The organism is Marinobacter halotolerans (assembly GCF_008795985.1).
In the GTDB taxonomy this organism is placed as follows: Bacteria; Pseudomonadota; Gammaproteobacteria; order Pseudomonadales; family Oleiphilaceae; genus Marinobacter; species Marinobacter halotolerans.
Genome location: NZ_VMHP01000001.1, coordinates 679017 through 694260, shown reverse-complemented (window position 1 = coordinate 694260; position 15244 = coordinate 679017). Strand labels below are relative to the sequence as shown.

12 protein-coding genes are annotated in these 15244 nt (G+C 58.9%); 4 read left to right on the top strand and 8 right to left on the bottom strand.

The features are described from left to right. From FPL19_RS03285 to FPL19_RS03260, 6 genes are all read right to left on the bottom strand, one after another. Window positions 1-672 (bottom strand): amino acid ABC transporter permease, encoded by a 672-nt coding sequence (locus tag FPL19_RS03285; protein WP_150910567.1) that lies wholly within the window; start codon window positions 670-672, stop codon window positions 1-3. Between the two features lie 90 nt (window positions 673-762). Further along, the gene (locus FPL19_RS03280; protein WP_150910565.1) at window positions 763-1521 is read right to left on the bottom strand and encodes a transporter substrate-binding domain-containing protein; all 759 of its coding nucleotides are present in this window, start codon (window positions 1519-1521) and stop codon (window positions 763-765) included. A 117-nt stretch (window positions 1522-1638) separates the two neighbouring features. Continuing rightward, window positions 1639-2508, bottom strand: a complete 870-nt coding sequence (metF, locus tag FPL19_RS03275) for a methylenetetrahydrofolate reductase [NAD(P)H] (RefSeq protein WP_150910563.1) — start codon at window positions 2506-2508, stop codon at window positions 1639-1641. A 12-nt stretch (window positions 2509-2520) separates the two neighbouring features. Further along, window positions 2521-3915 carry an adenosylhomocysteinase gene (ahcY, locus tag FPL19_RS03270; RefSeq protein WP_150910561.1) on the bottom strand — a complete coding sequence of 465 codons (1395 nt, stop codon included), beginning with the start codon at window positions 3913-3915 and terminating at the stop codon, window positions 2521-2523. A gap of 40 nt (window positions 3916-3955) precedes the next feature. Further along, window positions 3956-5146 (bottom strand): methionine adenosyltransferase, encoded by a 1191-nt coding sequence (gene metK, locus FPL19_RS03265; RefSeq protein WP_150910559.1) that lies wholly within the window; start codon window positions 5144-5146, stop codon window positions 3956-3958. Window positions 5147-5241: 95 nt separating this feature from the next. Further along, window positions 5242-6267, bottom strand: a complete 1026-nt coding sequence (locus tag FPL19_RS03260) for a metalloregulator ArsR/SmtB family transcription factor (RefSeq protein ID WP_191965209.1) — start codon at window positions 6265-6267, stop codon at window positions 5242-5244. Window positions 6268-6508: 241 nt separating this feature from the next. On the opposite strand from FPL19_RS03260, the gene tkt reads away from it, so the two are divergent. The 4 genes from tkt to fba all read left to right on the top strand — a co-directional run bounded on the left by tkt (window position 6509) and on the right by fba (window position 12043). Continuing rightward, a complete protein-coding gene (gene tkt, locus FPL19_RS03255) occupies window positions 6509-8509 on the top strand; it encodes a transketolase (protein WP_150910557.1) in 2001 nt (666 codons plus the stop codon). Between the two features lie 8 nt (window positions 8510-8517). Then, the gene (gene gap / locus FPL19_RS03250) at window positions 8518-9546 is read left to right on the top strand and encodes a type I glyceraldehyde-3-phosphate dehydrogenase (protein ID WP_150912377.1); all 1029 of its coding nucleotides are present in this window, start codon (window positions 8518-8520) and stop codon (window positions 9544-9546) included. A gap of 28 nt (window positions 9547-9574) precedes the next feature. Then, entirely contained in the window at window positions 9575-10735 is a 1161-nt protein-coding gene (locus FPL19_RS03245) for a phosphoglycerate kinase (protein ID WP_150910555.1), read from the top strand. 243 nt (window positions 10736-10978) lie between these two features. Next, window positions 10979-12043: a class II fructose-bisphosphate aldolase gene (gene fba, locus FPL19_RS03240; protein ID WP_150910553.1), complete on the top strand. Its 1065-nt coding sequence runs from the start codon at window positions 10979-10981 to the stop codon at window positions 12041-12043. Between the two features lie 23 nt (window positions 12044-12066). On the opposite strand, the gene FPL19_RS03235 is transcribed toward fba, so the two are convergent. Then, a complete protein-coding gene (locus tag FPL19_RS03235; protein ID WP_225314369.1) occupies window positions 12067-14298 on the bottom strand; it encodes a hypothetical protein in 2232 nt (743 codons plus the stop codon). A 5-nt stretch (window positions 14299-14303) separates the two neighbouring features. Next, a complete protein-coding gene (locus FPL19_RS03230) occupies window positions 14304-15056 on the bottom strand; it encodes a TVP38/TMEM64 family protein (RefSeq protein WP_150910549.1) in 753 nt (250 codons plus the stop codon). Window positions 15057-15244 lie beyond the last annotated feature (188 nt).

The following is a 15244-nucleotide window of genomic DNA, read 5'->3' as shown; positions in this document are numbered from 1 at the left end:
TCAGACAGAAACCAGTCCACGCCGCTCGATGAAGCGGAGAATCAGGGACAGTGAAAGGGTAATGGTGAGGTACAGAAGCGCGACCATGAAGTACACCTCGAACGCCTGGAAGGTCGTGGCGATGTAGATCTGGCCCTGACGTACCAGTTCGCCGACGCCGATTACCGAGAACAGTGACGTGTCCTTGATGCTGACGATGGCCTGGTTGCCAAGCGGTGGAACCATGCGCCGGAAAGCCTGGGGCCAGATGACAGACCAGAAAGTCTGGGTCCGTGACAGGCCGAGCGACAGGCCGGCTTCGGTCTGGCCTTTGTCGATTGACTGAACGCCACCGCGAACCACTTCCGAGATGTATGCGCCGGAGTTAAGTGCAATGGCAGCGATACCTGCGGTCAGCGGGTTAATGGAGGTGCCTATCAGGTCGGGCAGACCGTAGAAAATAAACAGCACCTGAACAAGGATCGGGGTGCCGCGGAAGACTTCGATGTAGGCGGTGGCCGGCCACTTCAGGAACCAGAGCTTGTTGATGCTCAGCAGGCCAAAGAAAATGCCCAGAGCAAAGCCGATGAAAAGACCGCCAAACGAAATCAGCAGGGTGTAGGGGATCCCCTCAATCAGAATCGGGATCGAATTGAAGGCAGCTTGCCAGTTGAACGTAAACTGGGATTCCACTGTAAGTGTCTCCACAGAAAGTTGGGAAAGAAACAGCCGGGGCGCTCAGGCCCCGGCGCCGGGATTCAGGTTGGAGTAACCTTCACTCCCTTACTTGCCTTCCGGCATTGGGCCGAACCACTTCTCGTAGATCTCTTTGTAGGTGCCGTCTTCTTTCATGGACGCCAGTGCGGCGTTCACATCATCCACCCACTTGCTGCCTTCAAGAAGGGCGATGCCGTACTGCTGGCCCTCGTAGAGCGGGCCGACGGTTTTGACTTTGCCTTCGCCTTTGGTGCGGGCAAAGTAGCCAACGTTGGGAGCATCGTAGAAGACCGCGTCGATGGCGCCAGACATCAGTGCCATGTACATGTCGGCGCTGCCTGGATAGGGCGTAACACCACTATCGGCTTCGAGGTTTTCGATCAGGTAGTCGTAGCTGGTACTGCCGATTTTGGTACCGACTTTCTTGCCTTCCAGATCGTCGAACTCGTTGATTGCGTCATTGTTCTGACGAACCAGCAGGCGCAGACCTGAATCGTAGTAGGGGTTGGAGAAATCAACGATTTCTTCGCGCTCGTCAGTGATGGTGATGCCGGCAATGGCGACGTCCACGTTACCCGACTGGAGTGCGGGAATAATGCCGTTGAAATCCATGGTGTTCAGGTTGATTTCGAAGCCGGCCCGGTCGGCGACTTCGCGGATAATTTCCATGTCGAACCCGACCATCTTGCCGGTTTTTTCGTCCATCATTTCAAACGGAACGAAACTCGGGTCGGTGACCACTTTCAGGGTCTCGGCACTTGCGGCACTCGCAGCGACGGTCATTGCCAGAGTGGCGCCCACTGTTTTCAGTATTTTCGTGCTCATGTTCTCTCCTTGCGCTTCGTTTGTTAAAACGTACCCGTACCACCTTAGACCATTGCTGGCCTGATTTCAGTGAATCAAAGGTGATACGGTTTAGCGAAAGGTGGAATTGACATGCTCTTAAAAGGCGATTTTTTCCCGCTCGCCAATGCCGAGGTTTTTCCAGATGCTGAGGCTGGGTTCCGCCTGGTTCAGTGTGTAGAAGTGAAGGCCGGGGGCGCCTGCCTGTAGCAACTTCTCGCACATGCGGGTCACGACTTCTTCGCCGAACTTGCGGATGCTGTCGCTGTCGTCGCCGTAGGCTTCCAGCTGCTTGCGAATCCAGCGGGGAATTTCCGCACCGCACATGTCGGAAAAGCGTGTCAGATTGGTGAAATTCACGATCGGCATGATGCCGGGCACCACCGGTATGGTAACGCCCATCTTTTCCAGACGATCGATGAAATAGAAGTAGCTGTCCGCGTTAAAGAAGTACTGGGTAATAGCGCTGTTGGCGCCAGCTTCGACCTTGCGGGCGAAGTTTTTCAGGTCTTCTTCAGCGGTACGGGCCTGGGGATGAAACTCCGGGTAGGCCGCGACTTCCAGGTTGAAGGTATCGCCGCTGTGCTCGCGGATAAAGCTCACCAGCTCGTTGGCGTAGCGCAGCTCACCGGCCGCGCCCATGCCCGAGGGCATGTCGCCCCGAAGGGCGACGATCCGGTTGACACCGTTTTCCCGGTACAGATCCAGCAACTCCCCGATTTCCTGCCGGGTGCCCCCGACGCAGGAAAGGTGGGGCGCTGTGGAAATGCCCTGTTTGTGAAGGTTCAGCACGGTTTCGATGGTGCGGTCACGGGTTGAACCGCCCGCACCAAAGGTGACCGAGAAAAAATCCGGATCAACCTCGGCCAGCTGGCCTCGCACCGTTTGCAGTTTTTCCTTGCCCGCATCTGTTTTGGGCGGGAAGAATTCAAAGCTGAAACGGCGCTTGAACTGCTTCTGGGATTCCATGTTGTTACCCAATCAGTACTTGTAGCTTTCCGGCTTGTACGGGCCTTCGACCGGTACGCCGATGTACTTGGCCTGCTCCGGCGTCATTTTGGTCATGACGCCACCGAAACCCTCTACCATGGCGCGGGCGACTTCTTCGTCCAGGTGCTTTGGCAGAACCTGTACGTAGATGCCCTTTTCACGGGCCTCTTCCGGCAGGTCGGCAAACTTGCGCTCGAACAGATGCATCTGTGCCAGTACCTGGTTGGCAAACGAGCCGTCCATGATGCGTGACGGATGGCCGGTTGCGTTACCCAGGTTCACCAGGCGGCCTTCGGACAGCAGCAACAGGTGGTCGTTGGCGGCCTTGTCACGGTAGATCACGTGAACCTGCGGCTTTACTTCGTCCCATTCCCAGTTCTTGCGCATGTAGGCGGTATCGATTTCGTTATCGAAGTGGCCGATGTTGCACACAATAGCGCCGCTCTTGATCGCCTTAAGCATGTTGGCATCACACACGTTCATGTTGCCGGTGGTGGTGACCAGGATGTCGGTGTTGCGCAGCAGTTCCTTGTTGATGCCTGCTTCGGTACCGGTGTTCACGCCGTTGATGTAGGGTGAAACCACTTCAAAGCCGTCCATGCAGGCCTGCATGGCGCAGATCGGATCGGATTCGGTCACCTTCACGATCATGCCTTCCTGGCGCAGGGAAGCGGCGGAGCCTTTGCCCACGTCACCATAGCCGATGACCAGCGCTTTCTTGCCGGACATCAGGTGGTCGGTAGCGCGCTTGATGGCGTCGTTCAGGCTGTGGCGACAGCCGTACTTGTTGTCGTTCTTGGACTTGGTCACCGCGTCGTTGACGTTGATGGCCGGAATTTTCAGCGTGCCTTCGCGCATCATTTCCTGCAGGCGGTGAACACCGGTGGTGGTCTCTTCGGTCACGCCGTGGCAGTTGCGCAGGATTTCCGGATACTTTTCGTGCAGCAGGGCCGTCAGGTCACCGCCGTCGTCCAGAATCATGTTGGGTTCCCAGCCTTCAACGTCCGCACCAACGGTGCGCTCGAGGCACCAGTCGTACTCTTCGTCGGTTTCGCCTTTCCACGCGAATACGGGGATACCGCGCTCGGCGATGGCGGCCGCGGCCTGATCCTGGGTAGAGAAGATGTTGCACGATGACCAGCGTACGTTGGCGCCCAGTTCGATCAGTGTTTCGATCAGCACGGCGGTCTGGATGGTCATGTGGATGCAGCCCATGATGTTCGCGCCTTTCAGCGGCTGCTCGCTTCTATACTTCTCACGAAGCTTGATCAGTGCTGGCATTTCGCCTTCGGCGATGTTGATCTCTTTACGGCCCCAGGCCGCCAGGGTGATATCGCGTACTTTGTAGTCGTTAAACTGCTGAAGTTTTTCTGCTGGAGTGCTCATGGTGTTCTCCTGTGCGTGTAAACGTCTTAAATGAATTCGGTTAAATGCCGGCGGCGTCTTTCAACAAGGCAGCGCGGTCGGTCTTCTCCCATGGGAAAGTGGTAAAGGTCTTTCCACCCACGGTGACTTCTTTTGGCTCGCGCCCGAAGTGACCGTAGGCTGCTGTGGCCCGGTACATCGGGTGCAGCAGGTCCAGCATGTTGGTGATCGCATACGGGCGCAGGTCGAAATGCTCGCGAACCAGTTTGATGATCTTGTCATCACTGATCTTGCCAGTGCCGAACGTGTTCAGAGAGATCGATGTTGGCTGGGCCACGCCGATGGCGTAGGACACCTGGATCTCGCACTTGTCGGCCAGGCCGGCGGCGACGATGTTCTTGGCGACGTAGCGGCCGGCGTAAGCGGCGGAGCGGTCAACCTTTGACGGGTCTTTGCCGGAGAAGGCGCCGCCACCGTGGCGTGCCATGCCGCCGTAGGTGTCCACGATGATTTTGCGGCCGGTCAGGCCACAGTCACCAACCGGGCCGCCGATGACGAATTTGCCGGTCGGGTTGATGTGGAATTCTGTGCCTTTGTGCAGCAGCTCGGCCGGCAGTACGTTCTTGACGATCAGCTCCATCACCGCCTCTTTCAGGTCGGCCTGGGATACGTCTTCATCGTGCTGGGTGGACAGAACCACCGCGTCGATGCCGGACACGCGGCCGTCTTTGTAGCTGCAGGTGACCTGGCTCTTCGCGTCCGGGCGCAGCCACGGCAGCAGGCCGCCTTTGCGCGCTTCGGCCTGACGCTCCATCAGGCGATGGGCGAAGGTGATCGGCGCCGGCATCAGTACTTCGGTTTCGTTGCTGGCGTAGCCGAACATCAGGCCCTGGTCACCGGCGCCCTGGTCTTCCGGCTTCTTGCGGTCAACGCCCTGGGCAATATCCACCGACTGCTTGCCGATGATGTTGATGATGCCGCAGGTGTCGGCGTCGTAGCCTACCTTTGAGGAGGTGTAGCCGATGTCTTTGATCACACCACGCACCAGATCTTCCAGGTCGACCCAGGCGTTGGTGGTGATTTCACCGCCGACGATGGCCACACCGGTTTTCACCATGGTTTCGCAGGCAACCCGGGCGTGTGGGTCGTCCACAAGAATAGCGTCGAGTACGGCATCGGAAATCTGGTCTGCCAGTTTGTCAGGATGGCCCTCTGAGACCGATTCGGAAGTAAAGATGCTGTAGTCAGCCATAGGTGCTTTTCCTCTATAAGCGTTGTTATGGGTTACTGTACGAACTGTACACAATTCTATATCAAAAAACTTTGATATGCGTTCGATATTTCACGTCACGCGTCGTCTTTGGTTTTCCAGAATTCTCTGACCTGTACCTGAAAGCCGTTACGTAATCCGATAAACAGGGACTCGCCCGCGTCCAGCCCGGCGTCCGAGGCCCAACTGGTCAGTTCTTCCGGTTCGAAGCCCAGCCAGAGGTCACCGCAGTTCTCCTTGGCCCAGTCCTGGTCGTGACTGCACAGGTCGCTGATGACCAGGCAGCCTCCGGTGTTCATAAGGGCTGCGGCGTCCAGGAAGATGTCTGCCGGGCTGGGCACATGGTGCAGCACCATGTTGGCGACCACCAGGTCGAACGCATCGCCCCGGGCCAGCAGGTTGTCGGTCACGCCCTCAATCAGGTCAATATTGTTCAGACGTTCATCAATACAGGTGCGTGTGGCCTTGGCCAGCATGTCGCGGGAGTTGTCCAGGGCCACCACGTGTTCACAGGTTCTGGACAGGACCGGCAGGAATCCGCCCTCGCCGGGGCCGATTTCCAGGGCGGTCTTCCACTTGTTTTTCTGCGAGCGCTGGCGAATAAGGTCCGCAACCGGTTTTGCATAGAGTTCGAAGGCAGCAATCAGCTCCTGCTGTTCGCGGAATTTTTCCGCGTAGCGGGCAAAGAAAGCCTGGGACTGATCGGCCCGCTGATTGCGGATCGCCTGGATCTTCTCCTGCAGGTGTGCGGGCAGGGGAATGCGGTCGACCGCTTCGAAAATCTGCCGGATGGTTCCGTCGGTCAACTTGTCGCTGTCCAGGCTTAGTGGCCGCCGATAGAAGATGGCGTTGCCTTCCCGTTGGGGCTCCAGCAGGCCAGCTTTATGCATCACCTTCAGGTGGTGGCTCATGCCCGACTGGCGCATGTCGAAAAGCTGGCTGAGCTCCAGTACACCAAAGGTGTCGCGGCGCAGTACGCGCAGAATTTCCAGCCGCAGGGGATCGCCGCTTGCCTTGAAGATGGGCGCAAGCGTATCGACCGCGGACGAATGGTCGGCCCGGGGCGGATGATCTTTTGGCGAAACTGCGGGGGTAGATGTCATGAAAGGGAGTCTAGGGCGGATCTTTTGAAGGATCAATAGCAATATCAAAAAAAATTGATATAGCTTCAGGTGCATTGATTTGGCAGGCGCTTTTTTATCCGTGGAAATCTGTCGCGCAAAAAGACGGAGGTTCATTTGCCCCGGCGGTCACTAATCGGCGAAAATACGCGCCTTATTTTTCGCTGTTCCGTTAATTTCACATATTGCGTTCTATCGCTGACAAAACACTGGAGAAACGTCAATGCCGTCTCGCACAGATCTCGCCAACGCCATTCGCGCGCTGAGCATGGATGCGGTTCAGAAAGCCAAATCCGGCCACCCGGGCGCACCCATGGGCATGGCGGATATCGCCGAGGTCCTCTGGAATGATTTCCTCTGCCACAATCCGGCCAATCCGAAATGGCCCAACCGGGATCGCTTTGTGTTGTCCAACGGCCACGGATCCATGCTGCAGTATTCCCTGCTGCACCTGAGCGGCTACGACGTCTCCATTGATGACATCAAGAACTTCCGTCAGCTCCACTCCAAGACTCCGGGCCACCCCGAATATGGCTACACCCCGGGTGTTGAGACCACCACTGGCCCGCTGGGTCAGGGTATTGCCAATGCGGTTGGTTTTGCGCTGGCGGAGAAAACCCTGGGTGAGCAGTTCAACCGCCCCGGTCATAACATCGTCGATCATTACACCTATGCCTTTCTGGGCGATGGCTGCCTGATGGAAGGCATCTCTCACGAGGTGTCTTCCCTTGCCGGCACTCTGGGCCTGGGCAAGCTGGTGATGTTCTACGACGACAACGGCATTTCCATCGACGGCGAAGTAGACGGCTGGTTCACCGACGACACCCCGAAACGTTTCGAGGCCTACGGCTGGCAGGTTATTCCGGCAGTGGACGGCCACAACCCGGAGACCGTGCGCGCTGCCATTGAAGCCGCCCGCGCCAACACCACCCAGCCCACGCTGATCTGCTGCAAGACCATCATCGGTTTCGGTTCACCCAACAAGCAGGGCACTGAAGCCTGTCACGGCGCGGCCCTGGGTGAGGACGAGATTGCCCTGACCCGTGAAAAGCTGGGCTGGAACTACGGCGATTTCGAAATCCCGTCGGAAATCTACAGCGAGTGGGATGCCCGCGACAAAGGCGCCGCCGCAGAATCCGAGTGGGAAGAGGCATTTGCCGCGTACAAGAAGGCCGAGCCGGAACTGGCCGCCGAATTCGAGCGCCGGATGGCCGGCAAACTGCCGACCGACTTCGCTGACAAGGCCCAGGCCTACATCGAGGAATGCCAGGAAAAAGGCGAGACCATTGCCAGCCGCAAGGCCTCCCAGAACACCCTGAACGCCTTCGGCCCGCATCTGCCCGAGCTGCTCGGTGGCTCCGCCGACCTGGCCGGCTCGAACCTCACCATCTGGAAGGACAGCAAGCCGCTGACTAGCAAAGATGCCAGCGGCAACTACGTCTATTACGGCGTTCGCGAGTTCGGCATGGCCGCCATCATGAACGGCGTGGCCCTGCACGGTGGTTTTGTGCCTTACGGCGCCACCTTCCTGATCTTCATGGAATACTGCCGCAACGCAGTCCGTATGGCGGCGCTGATGAAGCAGCGCTCGATCTATGTGTTCACCCACGACTCCATCGGCCTGGGTGAAGACGGCCCCACGCACCAGCCCGTTGAACAACTGGCCAGCCTGCGCACCACGCCGAACATGAGCACCTGGCGCCCGGCCGACACCGTGGAATCCGCTGTTGCCTGGAAAGCCGCTCTTGAACGCACGGACGGCCCCACTGCTCTGGTCTTTTCCCGCCAAGGCCTGCCGCATCAGGATCGGGACGCTACCCAGCTGCAGAACATCGCCAAAGGCGGCTACATCCTGTCTGACAGCGAAGGCACGCCGGACCTGATTCTGATTGCCACCGGTGGCGAACTGGGCCTGGCTCAGGATGCTGCTGCGACTCTGCGTGAAAAGGGCAATAAAGTGCGTGTGGTGTCCATGCCCAGCACTGACACCTTCGACGCCCAGAGCGCCGCCTACAAACAGGAAGTGCTCCCGCTGGAAGTCACCAACCGTGTTGCGGTTGAAGCGAGCATTGCGGACTACTGGTACAAGTATGTGGGCCTCGACGGCCGCATCGTGGGTATGACTACCTTTGGTGAGTCAGCCCCTGCCGGCGATCTGTTCAAAGAGTTCGGCTTCACCGTCGACAACATCATTGCGACTGCCGGTGAGTTGCTGGAAGCCTGATGACCCTTATGACACCGAACGCACCGTATCGCATCGCCATCAACGGATACGGCCGTATCGGTCAGTGCGTGCTGCGGGCGCTCTATGAGAACCATTTTCGCGACCACCTGCAGGTAGTCGCGATTAACGAGCTGGCGGATATAGACACCATTGCCCATCTGACCCGCTATGACTCGACTCATGGCCGGTTTCAGGGTGATGTGACCGTGGAAGGTGACTCCCTGCTGGTGAACGGTGACCGTATTCGGGTGCTTCGCCATGCCGATGCGGCGGACCTGCCCTGGGACGAGCTGGGTGTGGACCTGGTGCTGGAATGCTCCGGTGCTTTCACCGACCGGGCAACCGCACAACAGCACCTGGATTCCGGAGCCGGTCGCCTGCTGTTCTCGCAGCCGGCGGAATCCGATGTGGATCGCACGGTCGTCTATGGCGTCAACCACCAGCAGTTGGCTGCCACAGACCGCATTGTGGCAGCCGCCTCCTGCACCACCAATTGCGTGGTGCCGGTGATCAAGGTGCTGGATGACGCTTTCGGTGTAGAACAGGGAAGCACGACCACTATTCACGCGGCCATGAACGACCAGCCCGTGATTGACGCCTACCATCATCAGGATCTGCGCCGAACCCGCAGCGCGCTGCACAACATTGTTCCCGTGGATACCGGCCTGGCCAAAGGAATTGAACGCCTGCTTCCCCATATGGAAGGCCGATTCAGCTCCGTAGCCATGCGCGTACCCACAATGAACGTTTCCGCCATCGATATGGTGGTGAACGTTCGTGAAAACACCTCGGTGGAGGCGGTGAATAACCTATTAAAAAACGCCGCCCAGGGCCCGTTGAAATACATCATGGGCTACACCGATGAGCTTCTGGCCAGCTCCGACTTCAACCACGACGCCCATTCCGGCATCGTGGACGGCGGCCAGACGCGTGTAACCGGCGGCACCATGGTAAAGGTGCTCTGCTGGTTTGATAACGAATGGGGGTTCGCAAATCGGATGCTGGACGTCAGCAAGTACTGGCTGTCTGGCGACTGACCTTATTTATGATCAGGGGATGAACACTATGGCTATCAAGAAAATGACCGATCTGGACCTGGCGGGCAAGCGGGTACTGATCCGGGAAGATTTGAACGTACCGGTAAAAAACGGCGAAGTTACCAGCGACGCCCGAATCCGCGCCTCGCTGCCCACCATTAAGGCCGCCAGAGACGCCGGCGCCCGGGTAATGCTGATGTCCCACCTGGGCCGCCCGGAAGAAGGCGTGTACGACGAAGCCTCCTCCATGAAGCCGGTTGCGGAACGCCTGGGCAAACTGCTGGGCCAGGAGGTACGCCTGATTACCGATTACCTGGACGGCGTTGAAGTCGGCGACGGCGAAGTCGTCCTGTTCGAGAACGTCCGCTTCAACAAAGGCGAGAAAAAAGACGACGAAGCTCTGTCCAAAAAATACGCCGCCCTGTGCGACGTCTACGTCATGGACGCCTTTGGCACCGCCCACCGCGCCCAGGCCTCTACTCACGGTGTGGCCAGATTCGCCCCGGAAGCCTGCGCCGGCCCACTGTTGGCGGCAGAACTGAAAGCCCTGGCCATGGCGCTGGATAACCCGACCCGACCGGTCGTGGCCATCGTTGGCGGCTCCAAGGTATCCACCAAGCTGGACGTACTGAACGCTTTGGAAAAGGTGTGCGACTCCATCATCGTCGGCGGCGGCATTGCCAACACCTTCCTGGCCGCGGCAGGTCACCCGGTGGGCAAATCGTTGTGCGAGCACGACCTGATCGACACCGCGAAAGAAATCGCCTCCCGCGTGGCAATTCCGCTGCCGGTAGATGTGGTGGTTGCCAGCGAGTTCTCTGAAACCGCAGAAGCCACCGTCAAGAAAATCGACGACGTCACCGAAGCCGATATGATCCTCGACGTGGGCCCTGAAACCGCCTCCAAGTTCGCCGGCCTGCTGAAATCCTCGAAAACCATCCTGTGGAACGGCCCGGTTGGCGTCTTCGAGTTCGAGCAGTTCGGCAACGGCACCCGCGCACTGGCTGAGGCCATCGCAGAAAGCGATGCATTCTCCCTGGCTGGTGGCGGCGACACAGTGGCCGCCGTTGACAAGTACGGTGTGAGTGACAAAATCTCGTACATTTCCACCGGCGGCGGTGCCTTCCTGGAATTCGTGGAAGGCAAAACCCTGCCGGCGGTTGCCGCGCTGGATGCGAGAGGTGAATAATTAATAGCTGATTCGGCTTCGGTGGTAGGACCAAAGCCAGAATCGCAAGGATAACAGGGTGGGGCCTTCACGGAATTTCGCAGGCCATGGATGGCCGGAGATAAGCGCACATGGATGTGCTCGTAGCGGTTCCGTGAAGGCCCCACCCTGTTATCCGCAGCAGACTCGAAGCTCTGCCCGATAAAAGAATCTATAGAACCTAAAAAGTTACCGACCCAAAGTTAAACCAAGGAGACAAACCCAATGGCCCTGATATCGATGCGGCAACTGCTGGACCACGCCGCCGAGCACGGTTATGGCGTGCCGGCCTACAACGTGAACAACCTTGAGCAGATGCGCGCCATCATGGAAGCGGCTGACAAAACCAACTCACCGGTGATTGTTCAGGCCTCTGCAGGTGCCCGCAAATATGCTGGCGCCCCCTTCCTGCGCCACCTCATTCTGGCGGCCATTGAAGAATTTCCCCACATTCCCGTGGTCATGCACCAGGACCACGGCACCAGCCCGTCCGTGTGCCAGCGCTCCATTCAGCTGGGCTTCAGCTCCGTAATGATGGACGGCTCCCTCGGTGAAGATGGCAAAACCCCCACCGACTACGAATACAACGTCGACGTTACCCGTCGCACCGTGGAAATGGCCCACGCCTGTGGCGTATCCGTGGAAGGCGAGCTGGGCTGCCTGGGCTCTCTGGAAACCGGCCAGGCCGGTGAAGAAGACGGCATTGGCGCCGAAGGCACCCTGGACCACAGCCAGATGCTGACCGATCCGGAAGAAGCCGCCGACTTCGTCAAGAAAACCCACGTGGACGCCCTGGCCATCGCCATCGGCACCAGCCACGGCGCCTACAAGTTCACCCGGCCGCCCACCGGCGACATCCTGGCCATCGAGCAGATCAAAAAGATCCACGCCCGCATCCCGGATACCCACCTGGTCATGCATGGCTCCAGCTCCGTGCCCCAGGAATGGCTGAAAATCATCAACGAATACGGCGGCGAGATTCCGGAAACCTACGGCGTGCCGGTTGAGGAAATCGTTGAAGGCATCAAACACGGCGTTCGCAAGGTCAACATCGACACCGACCTGCGTCTGGCAAGTACCGGCGCGACCCGTCGCTTCCTGGCCCAGAACCCGGCCGAGTTTGACCCGCGCAAGCTCCTCAAAGAAACCATGAAGGCGATGACCGAAGTCTGTATCGCCCGCTATGAAGCCTTCGGAACCGCCGGCAACGCCGACAAGATCAAGCCGATGAACCTCGAGCGCATGTTCGAACGTTACGCCGCCGGCGAGCTGGACCCCAAGGTCCGATAGGCCCGCTCTTCAGGCTTTCCTGGTCAGATCTTTTCCAGAGTGGCGGAGCCCGAATCCGGGCCCGCCACCACTGGTTTATAACCTGGCAGTTTCACCTCAATGGGCGGCTCTGTGCCGTGCCAGTCGGCGGTCCATGAAACCGTCGGAGCGTCCCCCGCGTTGGGGGTGATGCTCACTAAAACCCTGCCAAAGCTCGTTGGCGCCGGCCCAAAACTGATGGGCTCGTTCTGTTCCAGCCAGCGCTCCGGCACACCGTCGCAAAGCACCAGGCGTTCGCCTTCTTCCCGCACAAAGCAGTTTCGTACCATCAGCACCCATTCCGCTGAGGCCCAGACATGGTGCCCGTCGCCCATGCATCCACCCCGGGTGCCGGGATGGATGGCTTCAGGCCACTGGCCGGTAGGCGAGGCCAGATCCGCCACCGAATCCATCAGCTCCAGATAGCGCGGGTCCCCGGCCCGCAGCAGAACCTGGGCCACGTGCAGGGTCAGATAGGCATTCAGGCCGGAATGGATCATGTCCTGGTAGAAGGCGCCGTCAACAAAGCAACGCTCCATCAGAAATTCCGCGCAGTCCAGCAGGCGTGGATCATCCGGTTCGCTGAGCTGGGTGGGGTAGCCCACTGCCAGGGAACCAATGGCACCGGCGTCCAGGCGACGATAGGGTGAGGCGGGCATGCCCGGGCGTTTCAGCCGTTGCTGGCAGCGCTCGAGGCTGCGGTCGACGGCCTTGGTAAACTCGGCAGCATCTTCCCGGAAGGCCTTGCTGTCTTCCGGCCTGTCTTCGGCAAGCATGGCCGCTGCGGCGTGCAGCCCGGAGATGCCCCAGAAGTCATCCCAATAGTAATAATCGTTGGGGCCCAGGTGTTCAGCGCTGAAACCCGCGGGCAGCAGCCCGGCGTGGGGTGCCTCGGTCTCCCCGCTCAGTCGCTTGTTGGTAATCCACCGGGCGCCACGGCTGATCGCACCCTGCCAGCGGTTGTCCGGGCGTTGCCCGGTCAGATCGAAAAACCGCTTGAGAACCCACAGCACCTCACCATTGGCGTCCCATTCCCCTTCCTGTGAGCGGAAATAACCGCTGCGGGTCTGGCGGTCCGGAAATTGGGACAGGGCCCGTTCGGCGCGGCCGGTCAGGCCAATGCTCAGCAGCGCATTGATGATGAAGGCCGCATCGCGGAACCAGAAGCGCTTGTAGGTGAAGGGACCGGGATAGACATCCTCCGGCGAATGCAGAACCAGCGATGCCACCGCCGAATCATAGAGAAACTGATAGCGGGGTTCCGGGCATACCAGTCGGGCATGGCCTTCCCGTTCGGTCTGCCAGGCATCGGGCTCGGGCAGGCGCGCGGGCTTGTCGCTCAGGGGAATGCTGGCGGTGATTTCACGGGTGACCCCGGCTTCGACGGAAAACAGGGCCGCAGCGGTCACCATGCCCACATCACAGACGCCCTCGGTCTGGTCTTCACGGTCCGTCAGATGAATATGCACATCACCATTGATGTAGTCGGATACGTGGTGCCGGTCAGCCGGGGCACTGAAGCTCACCGAACGCTGACCATCCACCGTCCACGCATCCCGCTCGCCCGACACACTTACCTTATGAATAAAGCTGATGCCTTCAGGGTTTGCCGGTCGCAGGGCCAGAACCACCGAACCTGCCACGTCCGAGGTTGCCCTTATCCGGAATTTGCAGACCGGGATGCCGTTTTCCAGCTCCACCCAGGAACTGCTGCTCAGTCCCAGACCGTCCATCGCGGATTCTGTATGAACACGGACGTTGTCTTCGGTTTCCTGCCACTGCCGAGTATTTTTGGTGCGCGAGGGCAGCAGGCAGCGTCCGTCATCCGCCAGCAGCCATCCATCCAGGGACCAGCTGTCGAAGAAAGGCGTCAGCAGGCCTCTCGGGTCCACAATGGGCAGCTCGTCACAGTCCGGATGTCCCACCGCGGTCCAGTTACGGTTGCTTAGGTTGATGTGGGTAATGGAGAAGGCCCGGGGAATGAACGACGGGTCCTTCGGATCAAACTGCCGTTCGATCCAGTAAGGCCAGACCCAGTCCAGATTGTGCTGTATCACCCGGCTGTTGATCAGGCCCCGGGCATGGAAAACTACACCGGCCCGCAGCAGCTCAATGGGTTCGCCAACTTCCGACGGTTGCGCAAAACCGTGGAGCTTGGAAAGCAGGGCAATGGGATCGAGAAACCCGTGTTGACGGGCAACGCGTTTCACCACGAAACGCCAGGGTAGCCACTTCATCCAGGTCACTGTTTAATCTCCAGGCTATGGTCCTCGTCTGTGTATTTGGCCAGCGCTCGCCGCGCCAGGATATTCAGGTAGATCACTGCCAGCACCGTGCCGGCAAAGCCCGCACCGTAAATGGCCCATTCAAGGGGTGACCGGCCGGTTTCCCGGACGCCAAGAACCGTCAGATCTGCGGCGATGGATCCCAGGTAGACGTTGTGGAGCGAGAACGGGATAAGGCCCACGGCGGAGCCGCCGACAAAACCCCGGAACGAGAAGCGGGTCAGGCCGAAGAAATAGTTGGAAAGCTTGCCGGGGAAAAACGGAATAAGCCGGGTCAGAAGTACAATCTTCCAGCCGTGGGGCGTCAGCTCATTGCTCATCAGTCGCAGGCGGGCCCTGGCCATCACGAACTCTTTTGCTCGGTCTCCGAAAAGGTGCCGAGATATCAGGAATGCAATAGCAGCTCCAAGGACCGTACCCGCAACCACATAGACGGTGCCTTCGAAGACACCAAACACGAAGCCGGCACCGGTGGTGAACAGAAAGCCCGGGAGCAGGGCAACCACGGTCACCATCATCAGCAGAATGAAAAGAAGCGCAGCCCAGGCGCCCTGAGCTTCAAACCACTGAAGCATCACCACGACCCGCTCATGGATGCCCAGGGAATACAGGATCGCAAGAATAACGCCGACGAACGCAATGCTGGCCAACATCCCGATCAGGGGAGAGCTTTTCCAGCCAGCCCTTCGCTCCAGCTCCGATTCTTGCATGATGGACAATGTCCTCTGCGCTGCTTCCAATCGTCACAGCCTAGGGCAGGGCGTGGGTAGAAAACAAGATTGCACCGCCATTGTGCCGATAAGCATCAATCCGGATACCCGCCACCTTGTAATTTTCACTTTGTCATCAAATATAGGAGTAGCTACAGATTAAATAAGCATGACTCCTGGCAGGTGTG

Coding starts and splice junctions, on each gene's coding strand:
- FPL19_RS03245 (WP_150910555.1), top strand. CDS start 9,575: ATGGCTATCAAGAAAATGACCGATCTGGACCTGGCGGGCAAGCGGGTA.
- metK (WP_150910559.1), bottom strand. CDS start 5,146: ATGGCTGACTACAGCATCTTTACTTCCGAATCGGTCTCAGAGGGCCAT.
- metF (WP_150910563.1), bottom strand. CDS start 2,508: ATGGAATCCCAGAAGCAGTTCAAGCGCCGTTTCAGCTTTGAATTCTTC.
- tkt (WP_150910557.1), top strand. CDS start 6,509: ATGCCGTCTCGCACAGATCTCGCCAACGCCATTCGCGCGCTGAGCATG.
- FPL19_RS03280 (WP_150910565.1), bottom strand. CDS start 1,521: ATGAGCACGAAAATACTGAAAACAGTGGGCGCCACTCTGGCAATGACC.
- ahcY (WP_150910561.1), bottom strand. CDS start 3,915: ATGAGCACTCCAGCAGAAAAACTTCAGCAGTTTAACGACTACAAAGTA.
- FPL19_RS03230 (WP_150910549.1), bottom strand. CDS start 15,056: ATGCAAGAATCGGAGCTGGAGCGAAGGGCTGGCTGGAAAAGCTCTCCC.
- fba (WP_150910553.1), top strand. CDS start 10,979: ATGGCCCTGATATCGATGCGGCAACTGCTGGACCACGCCGCCGAGCAC.
- FPL19_RS03260 (WP_191965209.1), bottom strand. CDS start 6,267: ATGACATCTACCCCCGCAGTTTCGCCAAAAGATCATCCGCCCCGGGCC.
- gap (WP_150912377.1), top strand. CDS start 8,518: ATGACACCGAACGCACCGTATCGCATCGCCATCAACGGATACGGCCGT.
- FPL19_RS03235 (WP_225314369.1), bottom strand. CDS start 14,298: ATGAAGTGGCTACCCTGGCGTTTCGTGGTGAAACGCGTTGCCCGTCAA.